Raw genomic sequence first — 18,373 nt, forward strand, 5'->3', positions numbered from 1 at the left:
ATTAGCTGGCTAATAGCATGTAATTTCAAACAAATATAGAGGTAAGCTAGGCATTCCGATTCTTCGATTCGCTCTTAAATTTTGTTAAGAGATTTTTATGTATGGGAGAATTGAGTCCTAAGAAAACCTTATATTACCATCCTAAATTTTGTAATTATGGTATTTCAGTTTTTGCGCTTGGAAATGTTGAAGCTTTCCAGGTCAAGCAGCTTTGGAAGAAGCTTAGCCGTAGCGCTTTTCTTGGGGTTAGTGGCTTTGCTGCTGTTAAGTTACATTTTCTTACTGGGCATCAGTTTGCCCTATTTGATTGAGAATTTCTTTGAAGGAGAAGAAGCGGTTAATGTTCTTAATCGCTATTTGATTTACTTCTTCCTATTTGAAATTATTTACAGGTATTTTATCCAAAGCCTGCCTGTGTTGGATCTTGAAAATTGGCTGCACCACCCGGTTAATAAGGGGTTTATTATCAATTTTCTTCTTGTCAAATCATTTATATCCCCGCTTAATATTGTAGCAATTCTACTCTTTCTACCCATTACGGTAATGAATATCACCCCTTCCTATGGTGCCGGACAGGCGTTCCAATGGTTCGGTTTTTTGCTTATGCTAAGTTGGGCCCTACATTATTTGGTCCTTTGGTTTAAGCAGTCCTATGATGATAGCATTTGGAGTATTGTAATGCTTGCCGGGGTGATGGTGCTGAGTAGTGGGGCCAATTATATGGGCTGGTTTGATATTGGGCAGGTAATGGCGCCCGTATTCGAATTTGCCTTGGTGAATTTCTTGCCAGTTGCAATTGGGGTGCTGATTTTCATTGCGGCTTATTTGGTTGCCTATAAGTTTTACAGGAAAAATACCTATGTGGAGGACCTGACTTCTGAGGAGCAGGTGAAATTCGGGAACCAGTCTATCGGGTTTTTCAATAGGTTTGGGATGGCTGGCGAATACGCCAATCTGGAATGGAAGCTAATAATCCGACACAAAAAAAGCCGTACCTACCTGAATCTTGCGGGGTTCTTTTTGCTGTACGGTCTTATTTTTTACACCAATGATGCTGGTTATGTGCCTGGCGAAACGTTTCCCTACTTGTGGGTTTTTGTAGGATCCTTTATTACGGGGATATTTATGCTGCAGTACGGGCAACTGTTCCTGAGTTGGAACTCGGCCAATTTTGACTTTTTTCTTTCCCGCAAGAATGGAGTTAAGGAGTTGGTTCAGGGTAAATACTTGCTATTTGCCAGTATCTGTTCTTTGTGCCTGCTTTTGTCAGTTCCATACGTGTATTTTGGATGGGATATTTTGCTAATACATTTAGTGATGTTTGTGTTCAATATCGGGGTGATCATGCATTTGGTTATCTGGCTTTCCCTGTACAAGCCCAAACCCATGGATTTGAATAAAGGGGCAATGTTCAACTATGAAGGAGTTGGGATGGCGCAATTTCTAATGATTATTCCTATGATGGTGGCACCCTACATCTTTTTTCTGCCAATTGCGGCTTTATGGGGTCCGTATGTAGGACTGGCGGTGCTTGGCGTGATTGGAATTGCGGGTATGCTGGCTTTCAATAAGATGGCTGCAATATCGGTACAAAGGATTATTTCAAATAAATATGAGATTTCATCATCTTTTAGACAAGAATTATGATACGTATAGAGAATTTAATAAAGCAATATAAAACCGCGGTGGTGCTGAATATTTCCAGTCTGGAGATCCAGCAGGGAGAATGTTTCGGCTTAGTTGGGAATAACGGGGCGGGTAAAACCACGTTTTTCAGGATGATTCTTGATCTCGTGCGTCCTACTGGGGGTGCTGTGCTCTATGAAGGAACCAATGTATGCGAAAACGAGGACTGGAAACGTGAAGTCGGTGCCTTTCTGGACGAGCACATGCTGCTGGGTTACTTGACCCCGGATGAATATTTCGAGACCCTCAGGAAGGTATATGGGCTTTCAGATGCTGATCTTGCCAACCATCTTGGGAAGTTTACTGATTTTTTCAATGATGAGATCTTAGGCAAGAAGAAATACATTAGAGACCTTTCAAAGGGTAATATTAAGAAAGTGGGAATTGCGGCTGCCTTGATCGGCCAGCCTAAGGCGGTTTTATTGGATGAGCCCTTCGAAAATCTGGATCCTACCTCTCAGAATAGGCTGAAAAGGTTGGTGCTGGAGGAAAGCCAAAATGGAGTGACGTTTCTAATTTCTAGTCACGACCTCAACCATGTGACCGAGATCTGTGACAGGATAGTGCTCCTCGAAAAAGGTGAGGTGAAAAAAGACTTGAAGGACAAGTTGGAAATGGGGCAGGAACTGGACACTTATTTCAACCACTGAAAAATTTTAAAATTATTTCAGATTTTTTACAAAAGGGCCGAAAGGCCTTTTTTTGTGCCTATAGGCGGTTTTTTGAGGTGTGGAAAAGGATTATTTCAATAAAAAATATATTAAATGCCAGTGATATCTTGTAAAATGTGGCTCATGTTTTGATATGTAGTAAATATATTCTGAAGAAGTTTTGGTTTATTCAAAAACAATCTCTACTTTTGAAATATCAATTCTGTATTTCAGATATAGATAAAAGTATTTTGTAAATAACTTTTCTCTTTGATTAATAAGATATATAATTGTTTAACATTAATTGCAGACACTATGAAATACGTGATTAAACTTGAGATTAACGGGGTTGATTTTGAAATCAATACTGAGGCTTCCAACGAAAGAGAGGCAAAAGACATTATGTGGGAAACCATTAGAAAGAGTACAGCGATTCGCGCAATTGATGTGGAACCTGTGGCTAATGGTAAAACTATGAGTAGCAGATTTGTTGATGGACTTAAAAGTGCATTGCTATTGTAAGAACTTTACTTTTTGACCATACTTTTTAATAGGCGGTATTATTGGATTTTTCGTCACGAGAGAAACTTGCCCGGTATCTATATAGGTACCGGGCATTTTTTTTGACCTCCTCTAAAATCAGCAAAAAAAAATTCTCATTTTTTTCACTACAAAAAATGCCCTGGAATGCGTTTTTAAGGGTGTTTTAAATTTTCTTTCTAAAAACGTTTAACTTTTTTCGTATTCTTTTAAACAAAATATCTGCATTTGTGATTTTACCTATACTATCAGAAACAATTTCTAAACATAAGAAATCATGAAAGCACAGACCTTTAAAAATTTGATGTTGGCACCTTTGCTGACCTTCGGATTCGTGGCATGTAACGATACCACCCCGACTGACCCGATGCCCGATGTAGAGCGGGATATTGTAGACATTGTATTGGAAAGTAATGACTTCAATACTTTGGAGGCGGCCTTAGTACAGGCTGATTTAGTAGCGACACTGCAGGGACCAGGTCCATTCACTGTTTTTGCACCTAACGACGCAGCTTTTTCAGCATATTTAAGCGATAACAATTTGGAGGCTAATGATCTTTTGAACAGTCCTGCGTTGGGCGATGTGCTTACTTACCATGTGTTGTCAGGAGCGGTGACTTCAGGCCAGCTATCTGCCGGTGCACAGGGAACTGTTAATGGAGCCGATCTTTATTTGAGCGAAGATCCAGAGGGTAACTGGTGGATCAACGGCAATACCAGAATTATCGATGCAGATATTACGGCTTCCAACGGTGTGATTCATGTGTTGGATTATGTGATTGTACCGCCAAGCCAGACCATTGCAGAAATTGCAGTAGATGCAACTGAGGGGGACAGCCCTGAGTTTACACAATTGGTGGGAGCATTGCAGCGTGCAGATTTGGTTGGTGCTGTTAATGATAGTGAAGCTAACTACACTGTATTTGCTCCTACCGATGCAGCTTTCCAGGCACTATATGATGCACTAGGTGTTAACGGGTATGAAGATATTCCTCTAGAAACACTTACGGCAGTATTGACAGCCCACGTAGTTCCATCCAGAGCATTCTCGCAAGACCTTCGTCAAGGTGCTGAATTGCCAACTCTGAATTCTGATGCGACCTTGACTGTCGACTTGAGCGCATTGACTGTAGGTGGAGCAAACCTGAACGCTGATATGCTAAATATCTTGGCAACCAACGGTGTGATACACGTGATCAACGATGTAATTGTCCCATAATAATATATAAGTGGTAAAAGATTAAAGTAGGTTAAGGGAAAGTAAAAAGGCTGCCGGAGCGTTTCGGTAGTCTTTTTTTTGTTTTAGTCCATAAAAAAAACCTTGTAAATTGCTTTACAAGGTTTTTTATATTCATTTCCGTGGAGCTGGCGAGAGTCGAACTCGCGTCCAGATAGGGAAACACCGTACCGTCTACATGCTTAGTTGCCTATTGAATTTTCGACACCGGACCGCTGGGCAACACACCTATCCTAGTGCTTAGCTATTGAATTTCGCGACTATTTAATAGCATCATAGCCGCTAGTCTTGTCTTATCGACACCTCATATACTGCTCCGACAAGGCGAAAAGCAGCGAGATGATGGCCGGGGAGCTCTCTTGAGCTCAACCCTAGAGCCCAAAATCAATCTTTTAAGGGATTAATTAGGCAGCCATGGCGTAATTAGATTCGCCAAGTATAGTTTGTATGAATTATTCAAGGGCGTACATACTCCACCCTGCATGCGAGCCCAATCTTCACACCTACTGTCAAAACCGGTCAGCCCCAAATCATATAATAGACAAAGATAGGGGAATAAATGTTCCCATAAAAGGTCAAAAGGACTGTGGACTTGCCTTTTTTCTCAAGTCAATGTTTGTTAATTTCGCTTTAAACTAAACCAAGCCTGTTTTGAAGAAAGCCATTTTACTATTTTTATTTCTTTGTCCCCTTTTTGCAAATGCCCAAATATTGAATATCGAACGACTGCGGATGGAGAAAGACACCGCCCGCTCCTTTATGGTAAAGACCACCTTTGGGTTGAATGTCTTTAATCGGAGTGCCGCCGCTGATGAACCAGTCAACCTTTTTGGTTATAATTTGGACGTTAATGCAATCTATTACCCCTCGAAGCATGCGACCATACTAGTTTCAAAATTCGATTACCTAAGAATTAATGATTCTGATTTTTTGAATTTTGGGTTTCTGCACGGGCGGGTCAACTGGTATCGTGACCGCAAGTTGAATTATGAAACCTATGCCCAATATTCGTTTGATAATTTCCGTAGGCTTGATCCGCGCTGGGTCTTCGGTGGAGGGATCCGGAACAGGTTGGTGGATTCCAATAGGTTGACCTTAACCCTAGGAATTGGTGCGCTTTACGAATACGAACGTTGGCAGCATCCCGAGACAGAGCAATTTGTGGAGGTGGACTTTGTAAAAAGCTCCAATTACGTTTCTTTACGCTACACCATCAATCAATATGTTGACATCAACACGGTGAATTACTATCAGGTGGGCTATGACCAGACGATTAGCCGATTGAGGAACCGCGTGAGTAGCTCCACCATCTTGAATACGAAGTTTACCGACAAATTATCCTTCACCAATTCATTTGATATCTCCTACGAAGACAGGCCTATCATCCCCATTACAAATGTGATCTTCTCCTTCAGGACAGGATTGTCTTTGGATTTTTAAACACTCAGATAATCAGTAATATAAAAGTAGAAGGGAAGGAATTTGAAATTCTTTGCTCCCTGTGTTAGAATAATTTTATATCTTGCGGTGATGGAAAATTTCGTAGTTTCTGCCAGAAAATATAGGCCTTCCAATTTCAAAAGTGTAGTCGGACAACAGCACATCACGACCACTCTCAAAAACGCCATTAAAAACAACCATTTAGCGCAAGCTTTTTTGTTTTGTGGCCCTAGAGGGGTGGGTAAGACTACTTGTGCCCGTATTTTGGCTAAAACCATCAACTGCGAAAACATTACTTCCGACTTTGAAGCCTGCAATGAATGTGATTCCTGCAAGGCCTTCAATTCCAGCGCCTCGTTCAATGTTCATGAGCTTGATGCGGCCTCCAACAACTCGGTGGAAGATATCCGTAACCTTGTCGAGCAGGTGAGATACGCACCCCAAAAAGGGAATTATAAAATCTACATCATTGATGAGGTTCACATGCTTTCCACGGCGGCTTTCAATGCGTTTTTGAAAACCCTGGAAGAGCCACCAAAGTATGCCATTTTTATTCTGGCTACTACGGAAAAGCATAAGATCATCCCTACCATTCTGTCCCGTTGCCAAATCTTTGACTTCAACAGGATTCAAATACATGATATTGGCGAACACCTTAAATACATCGCATCCGAAGAATCCATCGATTATGAAGATGAGGCCTTGAGGCTGATTGCCACAAAGGCGGATGGAGCATTAAGGGATGCCCTTTCCATTTTTGACCTGATCGTAACGTATTCAGCAGGCAACAAGCTGACTTATCAGGAGACCATCGACAATCTCCACATCCTTGATTACGATTATTATTTCAAGGTGACGGATGCTTTGCTGAATGAGAGCATTTCAGAAACCCTCCTTATTTTCAATGAGATCTTGAAAAAAGGATTCGATGGACACAATTTCATTGTGGGGCTGAGTGAGCATTTCAGGAATTTGATGGTGTGTAAAGACCCCGCTACGGTATCCTTACTCCAAGTATCTGAAAGTGCCCAAGAGCGCTATGTGCAGCAAAGTGAGGCTTCAAACCTTTCTTTTATTCTTTCTGCCTTGAATGTGTTGAATCAGTGTGATATTCATTATAAGTCAAGCAAAAACCAACGCTTGCACGTAGAGCTGGCTTTGATGAAGCTGGCCAAATTGCCACAGGCGATCAACCTAGCAGCAGTGGCCCACGAGGAGGCAAAAAAAAAAGACTGAGTAAGTCTGCCCCAAGCGCCCCAACCAAATCTGCTTCAGAAATCCAGTCTTCCGGTAACAAAATACCGGTGAAGAAAACTATTGCCATTCCTACAAGTTTATCGGCTGTCAAACAGTCCATCAAAGACCGACCCGTTGAGGTGAAAACCACCAAAACCCAGACGGCCGTTCAGGAGACTGCAAATCTTCGAAATCCATTTGATAAACCCACCTTGCAGGGCGTGATCAATGATATCATTGAGGAATTCAAGCAAAGCGGGAAATCCATGGAAGTGGCAGTGCTCAGGCAGCCCATTGAGCTTGTAGATGAGGAAGTGACCTTTTTGCTGAGCGGAGATCTCCAAAATGACATTTTTCAGAAGGTAAAGCCGGAGTTGACCGGTCTTTTGAGAAAGAGGCTGGAAAATTATAAAGTGGATGTGTTTTCGGTAATCAAGGAAGACGCCGTGAGCTCAGGATCCAAGCTTTATACCTCTACGGACAAGCTTAATTACCTGCGGGAAAAATCTCCTGCCCTCAAAGAGCTGCAGAAAAGGTTCGGTCTGGAAACGGATTTTTAAGATGACCTAAAAATCAATCCCTATCCCGAAGTTAATCAGGTTTTGTAGCTGAATGGCCCTCGACGAGGTGCCGTCCTCCATTTCTATAAATACATTTTCATCATAGATCAAAACGGTCTCTATTCTGGTAGTGATATACCTATTGACCCTCATGGAAAGGATCGAGTTAAAGTTTACCACGGTGTTTCCCAAGGTTTCATAATTGGAGAAGAGGTTGAGGTCAGCTTTCCAGTTGATGTTTTCCATCAGGGTCAAATTTGCAGAGGAGCTGAAGGATATACCAGCCTCAGCTCTGACCCGCTCCCCAGGAATAACCCCAAAAGCACCGGCACGACTGAGTGAATCATCCAGCACCACTGTGAAACGACCCGTAAAGGGAGAGATAATAGCTGAAAACCTGTCTTTTTCCCTGAAGGTTTTCTGATAGTTAAGACCGGTGGAGGACTGTATGTATCCCGGGCTAAGCAGGTCGGATATCACGTTTCTTTGCTCTCTTTCAGAGCCAGCTGGCCGAAAATATCGGTAACCCTTTAATAGCTGGGTACGGGCATCTATCTGGGTAGAAAGGTAAAGTTTGGGGGTCAGTTCCCGACCGTATTTACTTATAAAAATAAAGTTATCGTTTGTTTTTCTGGTTGCAAATGCCCTGTCGGACTGCCGCATGAAACCGTAATTGATCGTCAGTTTGGTGTCCCAAATGCGGTTGTCCTTTTCATAGTTGGCAAATAGGGTCAGGCCGGTGTTTAAGGCCAATGAGCTTTGTCCCCCCGCCGCCCAATTGGTAAGGCTTACCTGCTGAATGGAAAGGTTGAAATTCCCTCCTTGTTGCCAATATATTGGCTTTTCCTCGGGGGTAATGATCAAGGAATCACCCAAAACAATCAAGGTGTCCCCATCAATAAAAACCGTGTCGGCTTTAATATCCTGGCCCCACACAGCTTGAGTGCCTAAAAGCATAAAGAAAACCAATATGCCAAAGGCTTTCCCGATAATCTTATGATCTATTCGCGTCAAGGTTCAATTGTTGGTTTGCGGGGCAAAGTTATTATTTTCTAATGATTAAATCCTGTCCAATACTCAAAATGCTTTCCACACCAAGATTATTCCAGTTTCTCAATTCGTCCACCGTGACCTCATACTTTCTGCTGATGGCATAGAGAGTTTCACCAGGACTTACTTTGTGCACAGTGGTGTTCGTCCGGGATTCTGCCGGCTTGGCCGGAAAAGTCTGCGCAGCAGGCTGGCTGGGCGTATTTTGCCTAGCTGGGGCTGTTTGTGTTTCCTGTTGGGCCACTTGCCTTGCAGGCGGATTTTGTGGTTTAGGAGTTGATGGCCGGGCCATTTCTATTTCCTCATTCCTTTTTCTGTAATCCTGAAGTTTTAAAACCATTCCTGGCCTCAAGTCCTTGTCTTTATAAATTCTGTTTTTAGCCTTCAGGGAATTCAGCCGAATGCCGTGCAACTGGGAGATTTCCCATAAAGTTTCCCCGGCTTTCACCACGTGCTCCTCTGCATGTTTGGCTTTTGCTTTTTTTCTTTTGGTATAATAATAACTGCCAGCTTCAATTCTGTCTTTCTTCTTCAAGTCGTTGACCCGTCTGATCTTGCGCTCATTTTTGCCAATCCTGTCAGCAAAGGCTTCAATGCTGGAATTCTGGGCGGCCTGTACAGCTTTGATGTTATTCACTTTGATCTGGCCAGGCTGTGTAGCCCGGCTGGTATTTCCAGTTACTCTAGGGTAAGCGCTTTGGTTATTTCTATAGATTTCCACGTCAGTTTGTGGCTGATTGCTGGCCAATGCAGGTCGGGGAGGGGTGCTGCCATCTCTCACATACACCACTGTGTAGGTCCTGTCCCCAGGGATCTTTCCGTTTGACGACCATTTGTTGTATTCACGTAGGTGGGCTTCTGTCACCCCCAGTTGTCTTGCTACGGTACCAAAATCTGTGGGGCCATTCACCCGGAATTCTTCCAGGTAAGTGCCGTTGCTCACCAGTTTGCCTACCTGGTTTTCGAAGGCAATTTTGTGGGCAAGGAATTTCTTGAAATACCAATGGGTGTTTTTGTCTATATCCACTACCTTTTTGCCATGCATGGAGGTGCCGTAGTACCCTTTAGCTCCACCCAGCCCCATCAAGTATGATACCACCGTGGTCATCCAGTTATCTAGATGGCCGTGGTGCTTTTTTAAATAGCGGGCCGCACCCCTGGTGGAGCTCACCACGTTTTTTCTTTCGTCTATTTGGTTGTCAACTCTTAAATAAACCTCCTCGGCAGTCCCTTTTTTGAACTGCCAAAACCCAACAGCATTGGAGGTAGAAACAGCGTCCGGAATAAGGCTGCTTTCCTGAATCACCATGTATTTCACATCCATCGGCACGCCCTCTTCCCTCAAAACCCTTTCGATGGTAGGCATATATAGGTTTACCCGATCCAGTTTCATCTGAAAATACTGGGGGCTCCGATAAAGTGCGTCCACGTCCTGTTGGATCTCCCGCTGGGCATGAGCATTCAGACGCAGCGTCATGTCTGCAAACTTTATTTCCCTTGGGACCTGAGGGACTTGGGCGAATGCCAAGTGGCTGAAAAGAATCAATGCAAAAAGTAAAGGTGTTACTCTCATAATCTTAAAGTTTTCTGGCCATCATGATGCCGTCACGAATGGGCAAAAGTACGTTTTCTACTCTAGGGTCCTCTTGGACCATTTTATTGAAATCAATTAATGCTTGGGTATCCTTATCTATCTTTTTTTCGGTATTTCCCAAAATTTTCCCTGACCATAAAACATTGTCGGCCAAAATAATGCCGCCCTTGTTCATGCGGTCTATCACCAAATCATAATACTTGCCATAATTGATCTTATCGGCATCGATAAAGACCATATCGAAATAGCCCTCCAGCTCTGGAATAAGCTCCAACGCATTGCCTAGCCTGTAATCAATTTTTTCAGTAAGTCCAGCTTTGGCAAAAAAGCCCCTTACCATTTCCTCAAGCTCATCATTGATGTCCAAGGTAATCAACTTGCCGCCGTGGGACAAGCCTCTGGCCATACACACTGCCGAATACCCGGTATAGGTGCCGATTTCCAGAATAACGCTGGGATTGAGCATTTTGGTGAAAAGTTCCAAGGTTTTTCCCTGCAATTGGCCGGAAAGCATTCTGGGCATCATTACCCGTGCATGGGTTTCCCTATCAATGTGCTTCAAAACATCATCCTCAGGTGAAGTGTGGTCCTGACAATAGGCTAGTAGGGCTGGATCTATAAATTCCATTCGTTGATTATTTTGGTAAATAAGTTAGATAGCTGAATTCTTCGGCCGCAAGTTGTTCGTTTGCCAGGTCCTGAAGCTGTTCAGCGGTGGTTTGTTGGATGATCCCGAATATGGTGTCCAGGTCATCTATTTTGCCTTTGTCCAACAAGGTTTTTCCCAACACCAGCATCAACGCTGCATGGTTTTCCTCTGCCATGGCCATTTGACCGATAGCTTGTTCTTTGGCCATATGGAGCTGCATGGTGCCCAGTTTTTGGGTTCTCAGCTTTTCCATTTCTTTCAAGACCAGCTTTTTAGCCTTGTTGGCATTCTTAGGTTCAGTTCCGTAAAAGATGCCCAGAAATCCCGTGTCGGTATAGGATTGATAGGTGCTTTCCACTGAATAAACATAGCCATGTTTTTCCCGTAGGGCCAAATTCAACCGGCTGTTCATACTTGGCCCACCCAGGATGTTGTTTAACAGGTGCAGCTTAAACCGGTCCTTATGGTAAAGGTCTAGAGAGGGCTTTCCTATCGCACAAAGGGATTGGGAGATGTCCTTCTCAATAGTTTTCACAGTGGGCTTATAGGATGAAAAAGAACTCCTTATATAAAGCCTTTTTTTGATCGGAATTTCCAACAGATATTTTTCAACCTGTTTAAGTACCTTGCTGAAACTGATATTTCCCACCACCGAAAAGATGATTTTTGAGGTATCAAGTCTGGAGGAGAGAAAGTCAAAGAAATCCTGCTGGGCAAAGGAACTTACTGTTTCCTCACGGCCCAAAATATTTCTTCCCAAAGCATGGTTTTCGAAAATCTGTGCATCAAAGTCATCTTGGATGGCGTCCTCCGGACTGTCTCGGTACATGGCCATTTCTTCCAAAATCACATGCCTTTCCCGCTCGATTTGCTTTTCGGGGAACACACTGTTGAAAGTAATGTCGCAGAGCAGTTCCGCCGCTTTGTTGAAATGTTCCTTCAATATGGTGCTGTAAAAGCAGATTTTCTCCTTGGTGGTGTACGCATTGAGTTCCCCGCCCACGGAATCCAGGCGGTTGAGGATATGAAAAGCCTTACGTTTTTTGGTGCCCTTGAAAGCCATATGTTCCCAGAAGTGCGCAATGCCTTCCTGCTCCTTGGTCTCGTCCCGGCTTCCGATGTCCAAGATAAATCCGCAATGGATCAATCTGGTGTGGGTGACTTCCTGATGGACTATCCGGATGCCGTTGGGCAATTCTTTTATGTTATATGACATTTTATACTTCTTACCACGATCAATCTACAAAAATAACAGACTTTCGCGGGATATTTTCTAATTTAGAATTTAGATTGAAATTAGGCCTTTGCCATGTGGAAAGGCTTTTTTGGGTCAATCTGGAATCTTTTATTCAATATAAAAACTAAAACCAGAATATTTATGAGATACCGTCCTTTAGACAAATCTTTATATATACGCAATCGCGAAAAATTAGTCGATTTGCTTAAGCCCAATTCCCTGGCTATCTTCCATTCCAACGATATTATGCCCACCAATGCGGATGGCACGATGCCTTTTAGGCAAAATAACGACCTGCTTTACCTTTCGGGTATTGATCAAGAAGAAACGGTATTGGTAATCTGTCCTGATTTTCCAAATGAGGATATGAGGGAAATCCTGTTTATCCGAGAGACAAACGAACATATCGCCATTTGGGAAGGCCATAAATACACCAAGGAAGAAGCCTTTGAGGCCTCAGGGATTAAAAATATCCAATGGGTTCAGAATTTTGATGGAGTGGTAAATACTTTGGCTGCTCTTTCTGAAAACATCTATCTCAATACCAATGAACATCTTCGGGCAGACGCACAGGTGGAGAGCAGGGATGCTAGGCAGATGAAGGCAATCAGGGAAAAATACCCCCTACACCATTACCACAGGGCAGCCCCTTTGATGCATCAATTGAGGGCGATAAAAGAGGATCTTGAAATCACACAGATGCAAGTTGCTTGTGACATTACGGAGAAGGCTTTCCGAAGGGTGCTAAGCTTTGTGAAACCTGGAGTGATGGAATACGAAATTGAGGCTGAATACATGCATGAATTCCTGCGCAATGGAAGCCGTGGATTTGCCTATACCCCCATTATTGCTTCAGGAGCCAATGCCTGCGTGTTGCATTACATTGAAAATAGCCGCCCATGCAATGAAGGTGACCTTATTCTTTTCGATGTCGGTGCGGAATATGGCAATTACAATGCTGACATGAGCCGTACGATTCCGGTAAATGGCAGGTTTACCAAAAGACAGCGTGAGGTATATGATGCCGTGCTGAGGGTTCAAAGGGGGGCTTTTGATATTTTAAGGCCAGGAACCAATATCCAGGAATACCACAAAGAGGTGGGGCGGATCATGGAAAGTGAACTGATAGGCCTTGGCTTGCTGGATAGGAATGATGTCAAAAACCAGGATCCCAAGCAGCCTCTCTATAAAAAGTATTTCATGCATGGCACCAGCCATCATATCGGTTTGGATGTGCACGATGTAGGTACCATGTATGAACCTATCCGTCCGGGAATGGTCTTCACCGTAGAGCCTGGGATTTATATCCAAGAAGAAGGATTAGGTATACGTTTAGAAAATGACATCGTGATTGAGGAAGATGGTTTCTTTGACCTCATGCGCAACATCCCGATAGAAGCTGAAGAGATCGAGGGTTTGATGAATAAGTAGGATTTAGGACTTTAAAGGGACACAGAGGAGTTTCACTGAGTTTAGAAAAGAGTTTCACAGAATCCACATCTTAAACAAATTGGGCTACAAAGTCCTTTAAGTAAAAAAGAAGTCGCACAAAGTTTTTGTTCGGCTTCTTTAATTTTAAAAAATAAGAAATGGGTCTAAATTTATTTTTAAACTTTTTTATCCGCGAAGCAGCTCTGTGGAACTCCATTTAAAACTCCGCGAAACTCCGTGTCCCTTTGTTATACGCCGTCACAGCCTCTTGTTTCTCCTTCTTTGTCAGCTTGTCCATGATGACAGCAATCGCCCCGTCGCCTGTGATGTTGGTGGCCGTGCCGAAGCTGTCCTGGGCCAGGTAGAGGGCGATCATGAGGGAAATCAATACGTCATTGAAGCCGAGCATGGTCTGCAGCAAGCCCAAGGCTGCCATTACCGCACCACCTGGTACGCCCGGGGCTGCAATCATCGTCACGCCCAAAGCAAGAATAAACGGTAGGAAGTCCATCATTTGCACATCCATGCCATTGACCACCATGATGGCCAGGGCGCAAGCGGTGATGGTGATGGTGGAACCTGATAGGTGGATAGTCGCACAAAGCGGCACCACAAAATCAGCCACAAACCCCCTTACCCCATTCTTTTTCGATTGCTCCAAAGTTACCGGAATGGTGGCGGCAGAGGACTGCGTTCCCAAGGCGGTGAAATAGGCGGTCATCATGTTTCTGATCATGGAAAAAGGATTCTTTCTGGAGACGGTGCCTGCTATGAGGTATTGGGAAACAATAACCGTAAACTGCAATAGGATGATGACGATAAAGACTTTGAAAAACACGCCCATGATCTCGCCTACCTGTCCTGCAAAGGCCATGTTGGCGAATATCCCCATCACATGGAAAGGCAGCAGCGGGATGATGATGGCCGTGATCATCTTGGTGATGATCTGCTGGAATTCATTCATGGCTTTTTTGAGTCCATTTCCCTCAATAGCGGCAATACCGATTCCCAGGGTAAAGGCAATCAGCAAGGCGGTCATCACACCCATAACTGGGGCCATTTCCACCACAAAGAGCGGTTCGACCAACGAGTGCTCCGGATTATCCACGTTGCCGATGGAAAGGGAGCCTGGGGTGAGGATGTATTTGAAAATATTTGAGCCTACCCCAAAGGTCAACAGTCCTGAAAAAACCGTAAAGCCATAGGCCAGCATGGCGGTCAAAGCCAAGGTCCTGCCTGCACCCCTGCCAAGGTCTCCGATACCGGGGACAATGAAGCCGATGATGATGAGCGGGATGGCAAATCCAAGGAAGTTTCCGAAGATGTTGTTGAAGGTCGCCAGGACGGCGGTGAACATTTCAGGGAGGTAGGAACCGATGAGAATACCAATGATGATGGCAATGATCAGGCGGGGCAATAAGCCTATTTTCTTCATGAAGTCAAGAGTTGATTTTTACTGAATTGGTAAAAATAAGGGAAGTGGGGGAGGGGTGAAAGGAAAAGTTGATAAAAGACGGAAGACAGGAGAGCCACTAAGACGCAAAGGCGCAAAGAGAGTTTTTTCACTCTAAATTCTTTGCGTCTTCGGGCCTTTGGGGCATTTAAAAATTGATTTGATATCAAATCAAAATAAAGATAAATTGATTTGTATTAGATCAAAAATATATGGTCTGCCACAAATTGGGGGGATGGGTCAGTGACTACTGACCCGGTGGGAATTGCCATATATGCACGAACTTAAATGGGGTAAGGGACTTCTACCTCAGGGTTCCAAGTCAGAGAACTGGAACAACGGCAATAAATCCATTTTTATTGGTTTATCATATCCATGGATTACCCAATTCCTTGCATCCACAATTCTCCTTGCATTTTCGATTTGCAAGTTTGGGTCAATTTTGAGTGCTCGATTAATGGCCTCTCCAATAATTTCGATTTCCCTCTCAATAGCCCTGCGCAAAAGCTTGTTACTCAAATAATCTGAAAAATCCTTCTTTTCTCCTAAATATTCATAAATAGAGGTTATGGAAACCTCTACGTCATAGAGATGTTTTTTAATATCAGGATTCATAAAGAAGGATTTTATGCTTATTGATACTCTCAATAAAGTATGGATTGGAAAGCGACCTTTCTGTGACGATATCCAATTCCCGCTTGAAAAGATTCCGCAACTTGTATTGAAGTTGAAAGTAATTATCTGAATATTCCTCGGGGGTTAACTCCTCTTCAAAAGAAATCAAAAAGTCAATATCGCTGTTATCCCTAAATTTATCAAGGTCAATAGCAGAGCCGAATGCGTACAGCCTTTTGATTCTAGTAGCCTGTAGACGCGGAAAGTTGCCCCGAAAACCGGAAAAAATGATTTGCAAAGAGGCAAAGGTTTCTGAATCCAGACAAGCCGAATTGCCGAATGCACTAATTAATTATGCTGCCAGAGACTCCCTAAATCGCAGTTCCAGGTCAGAGAACTGAAATAATATTCAGGATTCGAGTTTCTGTGCCATGAAAAAAAGTCAAATTGCTACAAATGCACGAATGTATAATGGAGTCAGAGACTCCTACCTCAGGATTCCAGGTCAGAGGTCAGGAACGACCAAGAGTGATATTAATAGTGGAGGATTATAATATTGGGTAATATCCCATATGATTTTCGGATTTTCTTCGGATTTTTATCGGAAGGGAACTGAAGAGGTAATGAAATGGGATGCTGATTTGTGCAATTTTATGCAAATTGTGTCGGATAGTGCATGTTCATTTGTAAGTGGTCGGGTGGAAGATTATTTTCGGTTGTATTTATTCTATAACCAAAATAAACTAAAACACTTTATATGGGGAAAAATATAGGTTTCACTGCAGGCTTTCAGGGCAAGGTCGATGGGTTTGTTTATTACAAAGTAAATAGTGTCAGTTACGTAAGAGCTAAACCAAATAAGAGTGGAGGGAAGCGACCTTCCTCCCAGGTTCAGAAAATCAATCAAAGCAAATTTGGAGTTGCATCAACTTTTATGAAAAAATTTGCTCCGATAGTTCGGTTTGGGTTTCAGAATGAGGTGCTGGGCATGCGCTCTGCGATAAATGTGGCTGTGGGGTATGCCCAAAGCAATGCCATAATTGGATTGACAAGTTCCTATAGGATAGACCCACATAGGGTCTTGCTAAGTAAGGGGAATCTGGAAGGGCCAATGGAAGCCAAAGTGGTTTGGAAGGATGATGCTACCGTCCTGTTTACCTGGAAAAATAATTCTTTTATGGGCTCAGCCAAACCTTATGATAGGGTGATGGTGGCATTGGTACACGAGAAGGAAAACTGGCAGGAGTATGTCTTGGAGGGAAAGGGAAGGCTTGAAGGTGCCCAAGAACTCAAACTTCCTTATCCCGGCAAGTGGCAAGGTCAGACTTATGCCTATATTGCTTTCAGTAGGTACAGTCCGGGAAAAAAAAGGTACTGGATTTCAAATAGCGAATATTTGGGGATGATATAGAAGAAGAGAAAAGAGAAAGGGGGGGTAAAAGCCACGAAGGCACGAATTTATAATGAAGTCTGAGACTCCTAACTCAGCAGTTCCAGGTCAGAGACCTGGAATAACCAGAACTTGAAGGTAATCAGGATGTAATTAGCCCCAACCATTTTTTCTCGTAATCTGTTAAATAAGTAAAATTAAAATGCGATGATTTCTGAAACTCAGAGAGATGCTATCATTAGGGTGCTGCAACCGCTGGACCCTAAATCCATCAGTGTTTTTGGTTCCTGCGCCAGGAATGAAAATCACAGTGGAAGTGATCTTGATGTTTTGGTTGAATTTCAAGGCACTGTAAATCTTTTGGATATCATCGGTGCTGAAATGGAATTGACGGAAGTACTAGGTGTGAAGGTGGACCTCTTGACCAAGCAGGCTATTTCTCCTAGACTTATGGGCCATATTAATGAGAGCATCCACGAAATTTTTTATGCAGAAAAATGATTTGGTTTTTTTATACCACGTCCAATTCTGGGTCAAATTGTCACGAATGCACTAAAGTTTAAAGGGAGTCAGAGACTCCTTACTCAGGAGTTCCAGGTCAGAGACCTGGAACAACGGGAATCCCTCTCTTTGCGCCTTAGAGTCTTTGTGGCTATTTTAAAACTCAACCAAAAAAACAAAACCCCGGACTTAACAGCCCGGGGTTTTTGATTATGAAAGTTTCCGAAAGGGAAATTATCCGATAGAGATTCTCTTGAAGTCTACTACGGTCAATCCTTTGGATACGCTGTCAAGGTATTGAGCGATGGTCTTGCTGTTGTCTTTTACAAAAGCTTGGCTCAACAAAGTGTTTTCTTTGTAGAACTTCTGCAATTTACCCATGGCGATTTTCTCAAGCATTTCTTCAGGCTTGCCTTCTTGTCTTGCTTGGTCTTTACCTACTTCGATTTCTCTTTCTACAGTAGAAGCATCAACACCGTCTTTGTCAACAGCAACAGGGTTCATGGCAGCGATTTGCATGGCCACGTCTTTTCCTGCTTCCTCAACGTCAGCACCGTTTACGTTTTTCAAGGCTACCAATACACCTAATTTCCCATTAGAGTGGATGTAAGGTACTACTGCTTCACCGGTCACGATGTTGTAGTTGCTGATTTCGATTTTCTCGCCGATTTTACCAGTCATTTCGATGATTTTCTCACCTACAGTGATTGACTCGTAGGGAAGGGCAAGGATTTCTTCTACAGTAGAAGCGTTGTTCTGAGAAGCTAGGTCAGCGATAGAATTGGCAAAAGTACCAAACTCTTCGTTTTTAGCAACAAAGTCAGTTTCGCAGGTCAAAGAAAGGATAAGGCCTTTCTCACCGCTCACTTTAGTCACTACTACACCCTCTTTGGTTTCACGGTCAGCTCTGGAAGCAGACACTTTTTGACCTTTTTTTCTAAGGATATCTACAGCTTTGTCGAAATCGCCTTCAGCTTCGGTAAGGGCCTTCTTACAGTCCATCATACCGGCTCCGGTCATTTGTCTTAGTTTGTTTACCTCTTGTGCAGTAATAGCCATTTTTATAGGAGTTAAAATGTGTTATTAAATTTCTATATAGGCCGC

General features: G+C 43.2%; 18 protein-coding genes and 1 other RNA gene. 10 read left to right on the forward strand and 9 right to left on the reverse strand.

What is annotated here, in order from left to right:
- The first annotated feature begins 156 nt into the window (after positions 1 to 156).
- The 4 genes from KIH41_RS11145 to KIH41_RS11160 all read left to right on the forward strand — a co-directional run bounded on the left by KIH41_RS11145 (position 157) and on the right by KIH41_RS11160 (position 4,095).
- The gene (locus KIH41_RS11145; RefSeq protein ID WP_214162430.1) at positions 157 to 1,647 is read left to right on the forward strand and encodes a DUF5687 family protein; all 1,491 of its coding nucleotides are present in this window, start codon (positions 157 to 159) and stop codon (positions 1,645 to 1,647) included.
- Positions 1,644 to 2,336: an ABC transporter ATP-binding protein gene (locus KIH41_RS11150; protein WP_214162431.1), complete on the forward strand. Its 693-nt coding sequence runs from the start codon at positions 1,644 to 1,646 to the stop codon at positions 2,334 to 2,336. Before KIH41_RS11145 ends, KIH41_RS11150 begins: the two co-directional genes overlap by 4 nt.
- Positions 2,337 to 2,651: 315 nt before the next feature.
- Positions 2,652 to 2,858, forward strand: a complete 207-nt coding sequence (locus tag KIH41_RS11155; protein ID WP_143962024.1) for a hypothetical protein — start codon at positions 2,652 to 2,654, stop codon at positions 2,856 to 2,858.
- Positions 2,859 to 3,153: 295 nt separating this feature from the next.
- Entirely contained in the window at positions 3,154 to 4,095 is a 942-nt protein-coding gene (locus KIH41_RS11160; RefSeq protein WP_246535411.1) for a fasciclin domain-containing protein, read from the forward strand.
- 138 nt (positions 4,096 to 4,233) lie between these two features.
- Here KIH41_RS11160 and ssrA read toward each other — a convergent pair.
- Positions 4,234 to 4,640, reverse strand: a transfer-messenger RNA (tmRNA) gene (gene ssrA, locus KIH41_RS11165).
- A gap of 124 nt (positions 4,641 to 4,764) precedes the next feature.
- On the opposite strand from ssrA, the gene KIH41_RS11170 reads away from it, so the two are divergent.
- The 3 genes from KIH41_RS11170 (at position 4,765) to KIH41_RS11180 (ending at position 7,349) form a co-directional block, all read left to right on the forward strand.
- The gene (locus tag KIH41_RS11170; protein WP_246539089.1) at positions 4,765 to 5,553 is read left to right on the forward strand and encodes a DUF481 domain-containing protein; all 789 of its coding nucleotides are present in this window, start codon (positions 4,765 to 4,767) and stop codon (positions 5,551 to 5,553) included.
- 90 nt (positions 5,554 to 5,643) lie between these two features.
- Positions 5,644 to 6,789: a DNA polymerase III subunit gamma/tau gene (locus tag KIH41_RS11175; RefSeq protein ID WP_214162432.1), complete on the forward strand. Its 1,146-nt coding sequence runs from the start codon at positions 5,644 to 5,646 to the stop codon at positions 6,787 to 6,789.
- A gap of 68 nt (positions 6,790 to 6,857) precedes the next feature.
- A complete protein-coding gene (locus KIH41_RS11180; RefSeq protein WP_246539091.1) occupies positions 6,858 to 7,349 on the forward strand; it encodes a DNA polymerase III subunit gamma/tau in 492 nt (163 codons plus the stop codon).
- A 6-nt stretch (positions 7,350 to 7,355) separates the two neighbouring features.
- Here KIH41_RS11180 and KIH41_RS11185 read toward each other — a convergent pair whose 3' ends face one another.
- From KIH41_RS11185 to KIH41_RS11200, 4 genes are all read right to left on the reverse strand, one after another.
- A complete protein-coding gene (locus tag KIH41_RS11185) occupies positions 7,356 to 8,306 on the reverse strand; it encodes a DUF3078 domain-containing protein (RefSeq protein WP_213945893.1) in 951 nt (316 codons plus the stop codon).
- Positions 8,307 to 8,394: 88 nt separating this feature from the next.
- Positions 8,395 to 9,972 carry a LysM peptidoglycan-binding domain-containing protein gene (locus KIH41_RS11190; protein WP_214162433.1) on the reverse strand — a complete coding sequence of 526 codons (1,578 nt, stop codon included), beginning with the start codon at positions 9,970 to 9,972 and terminating at the stop codon, positions 8,395 to 8,397.
- 4 nt (positions 9,973 to 9,976) lie between these two features.
- Complete coding sequence (locus KIH41_RS11195; RefSeq protein WP_214162434.1) at positions 9,977 to 10,621, reverse strand: O-methyltransferase; 645 nt, start codon at positions 10,619 to 10,621, stop codon at positions 9,977 to 9,979.
- A 7-nt stretch (positions 10,622 to 10,628) separates the two neighbouring features.
- Positions 10,629 to 11,858 (reverse strand): M16 family metallopeptidase, encoded by a 1,230-nt coding sequence (locus KIH41_RS11200; protein WP_214162435.1) that lies wholly within the window; start codon positions 11,856 to 11,858, stop codon positions 10,629 to 10,631.
- 162 nt (positions 11,859 to 12,020) lie between these two features.
- Between KIH41_RS11200 and KIH41_RS11205 the strand changes: the two genes are divergently transcribed.
- Positions 12,021 to 13,310 carry an aminopeptidase P N-terminal domain-containing protein gene (locus KIH41_RS11205; RefSeq protein ID WP_214162436.1) on the forward strand — a complete coding sequence of 430 codons (1,290 nt, stop codon included), beginning with the start codon at positions 12,021 to 12,023 and terminating at the stop codon, positions 13,308 to 13,310.
- A gap of 217 nt (positions 13,311 to 13,527) precedes the next feature.
- Here KIH41_RS11205 and KIH41_RS11210 read toward each other — a convergent pair whose 3' ends face one another.
- The 3 genes from KIH41_RS11210 to KIH41_RS11220 all read right to left on the reverse strand — a co-directional run bounded on the left by KIH41_RS11210 (position 13,528) and on the right by KIH41_RS11220 (position 15,676).
- Positions 13,528 to 14,745 (reverse strand): dicarboxylate/amino acid:cation symporter, encoded by a 1,218-nt coding sequence (locus KIH41_RS11210; protein ID WP_214162437.1) that lies wholly within the window; start codon positions 14,743 to 14,745, stop codon positions 13,528 to 13,530.
- A 327-nt stretch (positions 14,746 to 15,072) separates the two neighbouring features.
- Positions 15,073 to 15,378, reverse strand: coding sequence for a HepT-like ribonuclease domain-containing protein (locus tag KIH41_RS11215; protein ID WP_214162438.1), 306 nt, complete (start codon positions 15,376 to 15,378; stop codon positions 15,073 to 15,075).
- Positions 15,368 to 15,676: a nucleotidyltransferase family protein gene (locus KIH41_RS11220; protein ID WP_213945848.1), complete on the reverse strand. Its 309-nt coding sequence runs from the start codon at positions 15,674 to 15,676 to the stop codon at positions 15,368 to 15,370. Before KIH41_RS11220 ends, KIH41_RS11215 begins: the two co-directional genes overlap by 11 nt.
- A gap of 459 nt (positions 15,677 to 16,135) precedes the next feature.
- Here KIH41_RS11220 and KIH41_RS11225 point away from each other — a divergent pair, with 459 nt between their 5' ends.
- Both KIH41_RS11225 and KIH41_RS11230 read left to right on the forward strand, forming a co-directional pair.
- Positions 16,136 to 16,789 carry a DUF6266 family protein gene (locus tag KIH41_RS11225; RefSeq protein WP_214162439.1) on the forward strand — a complete coding sequence of 218 codons (654 nt, stop codon included), beginning with the start codon at positions 16,136 to 16,138 and terminating at the stop codon, positions 16,787 to 16,789.
- Between the two features lie 186 nt (positions 16,790 to 16,975).
- Positions 16,976 to 17,269, forward strand: coding sequence for a nucleotidyltransferase family protein (locus KIH41_RS11230; protein WP_213945846.1), 294 nt, complete (start codon positions 16,976 to 16,978; stop codon positions 17,267 to 17,269).
- Between the two features lie 234 nt (positions 17,270 to 17,503).
- On the opposite strand, the gene tsf is transcribed toward KIH41_RS11230, so the two are convergent.
- Positions 17,504 to 18,328 (reverse strand): translation elongation factor Ts, encoded by an 825-nt coding sequence (gene tsf / locus KIH41_RS11235; RefSeq protein ID WP_214162440.1) that lies wholly within the window; start codon positions 18,326 to 18,328, stop codon positions 17,504 to 17,506.
- Between the last annotated feature and the right edge of the window lie 45 nt (positions 18,329 to 18,373).

Origin of the sequence: Litoribacter ruber (assembly GCF_018500185.1) — a bacterium.
In the GTDB taxonomy this organism is placed as follows: Bacteria; Bacteroidota; Bacteroidia; order Cytophagales; family Cyclobacteriaceae; genus Litoribacter; species Litoribacter ruber.

What these genes read in the sequence shown, in the direction of transcription:
- KIH41_RS11145 (WP_214162430.1), top strand. Translation starts at nt 157, where the DNA reads ATGGTATTTCAGTTTTTGCGCTTGGAAATGTTGAAGCTTTCCAGGTCA.
- KIH41_RS11150 (WP_214162431.1), top strand. Translation starts at nt 1,644, where the DNA reads ATGATACGTATAGAGAATTTAATAAAGCAATATAAAACCGCGGTGGTG.
- KIH41_RS11155 (WP_143962024.1), top strand. Translation starts at nt 2,652, where the DNA reads ATGAAATACGTGATTAAACTTGAGATTAACGGGGTTGATTTTGAAATC.
- KIH41_RS11160 (WP_246535411.1), top strand. Translation starts at nt 3,154, where the DNA reads ATGAAAGCACAGACCTTTAAAAATTTGATGTTGGCACCTTTGCTGACC.
- KIH41_RS11175 (WP_214162432.1), top strand. Translation starts at nt 5,644, where the DNA reads ATGGAAAATTTCGTAGTTTCTGCCAGAAAATATAGGCCTTCCAATTTC.
- KIH41_RS11185 (WP_213945893.1), bottom strand. Translation starts at nt 8,306, where the DNA reads ATGCTTTTAGGCACTCAAGCTGTGTGGGGCCAGGATATTAAAGCCGAC.
- KIH41_RS11190 (WP_214162433.1), bottom strand. Translation starts at nt 9,972, where the DNA reads ATGAGAGTAACACCTTTACTTTTTGCATTGATTCTTTTCAGCCACTTG.
- KIH41_RS11195 (WP_214162434.1), bottom strand. Translation starts at nt 10,621, where the DNA reads ATGGAATTTATAGATCCAGCCCTACTAGCCTATTGTCAGGACCACACT.
- KIH41_RS11200 (WP_214162435.1), bottom strand. Translation starts at nt 11,858, where the DNA reads ATGTCATATAACATAAAAGAATTGCCCAACGGCATCCGGATAGTCCAT.
- KIH41_RS11205 (WP_214162436.1), top strand. Translation starts at nt 12,021, where the DNA reads ATGAGATACCGTCCTTTAGACAAATCTTTATATATACGCAATCGCGAA.
- KIH41_RS11210 (WP_214162437.1), bottom strand. Translation starts at nt 14,745, where the DNA reads ATGAAGAAAATAGGCTTATTGCCCCGCCTGATCATTGCCATCATCATT.
- KIH41_RS11215 (WP_214162438.1), bottom strand. Translation starts at nt 15,378, where the DNA reads ATGAATCCTGATATTAAAAAACATCTCTATGACGTAGAGGTTTCCATA.
- KIH41_RS11225 (WP_214162439.1), top strand. Translation starts at nt 16,136, where the DNA reads ATGGGGAAAAATATAGGTTTCACTGCAGGCTTTCAGGGCAAGGTCGAT.
- KIH41_RS11230 (WP_213945846.1), top strand. Translation starts at nt 16,976, where the DNA reads ATGATTTCTGAAACTCAGAGAGATGCTATCATTAGGGTGCTGCAACCG.
- tsf (WP_214162440.1), bottom strand. Translation starts at nt 18,328, where the DNA reads ATGGCTATTACTGCACAAGAGGTAAACAAACTAAGACAAATGACCGGA.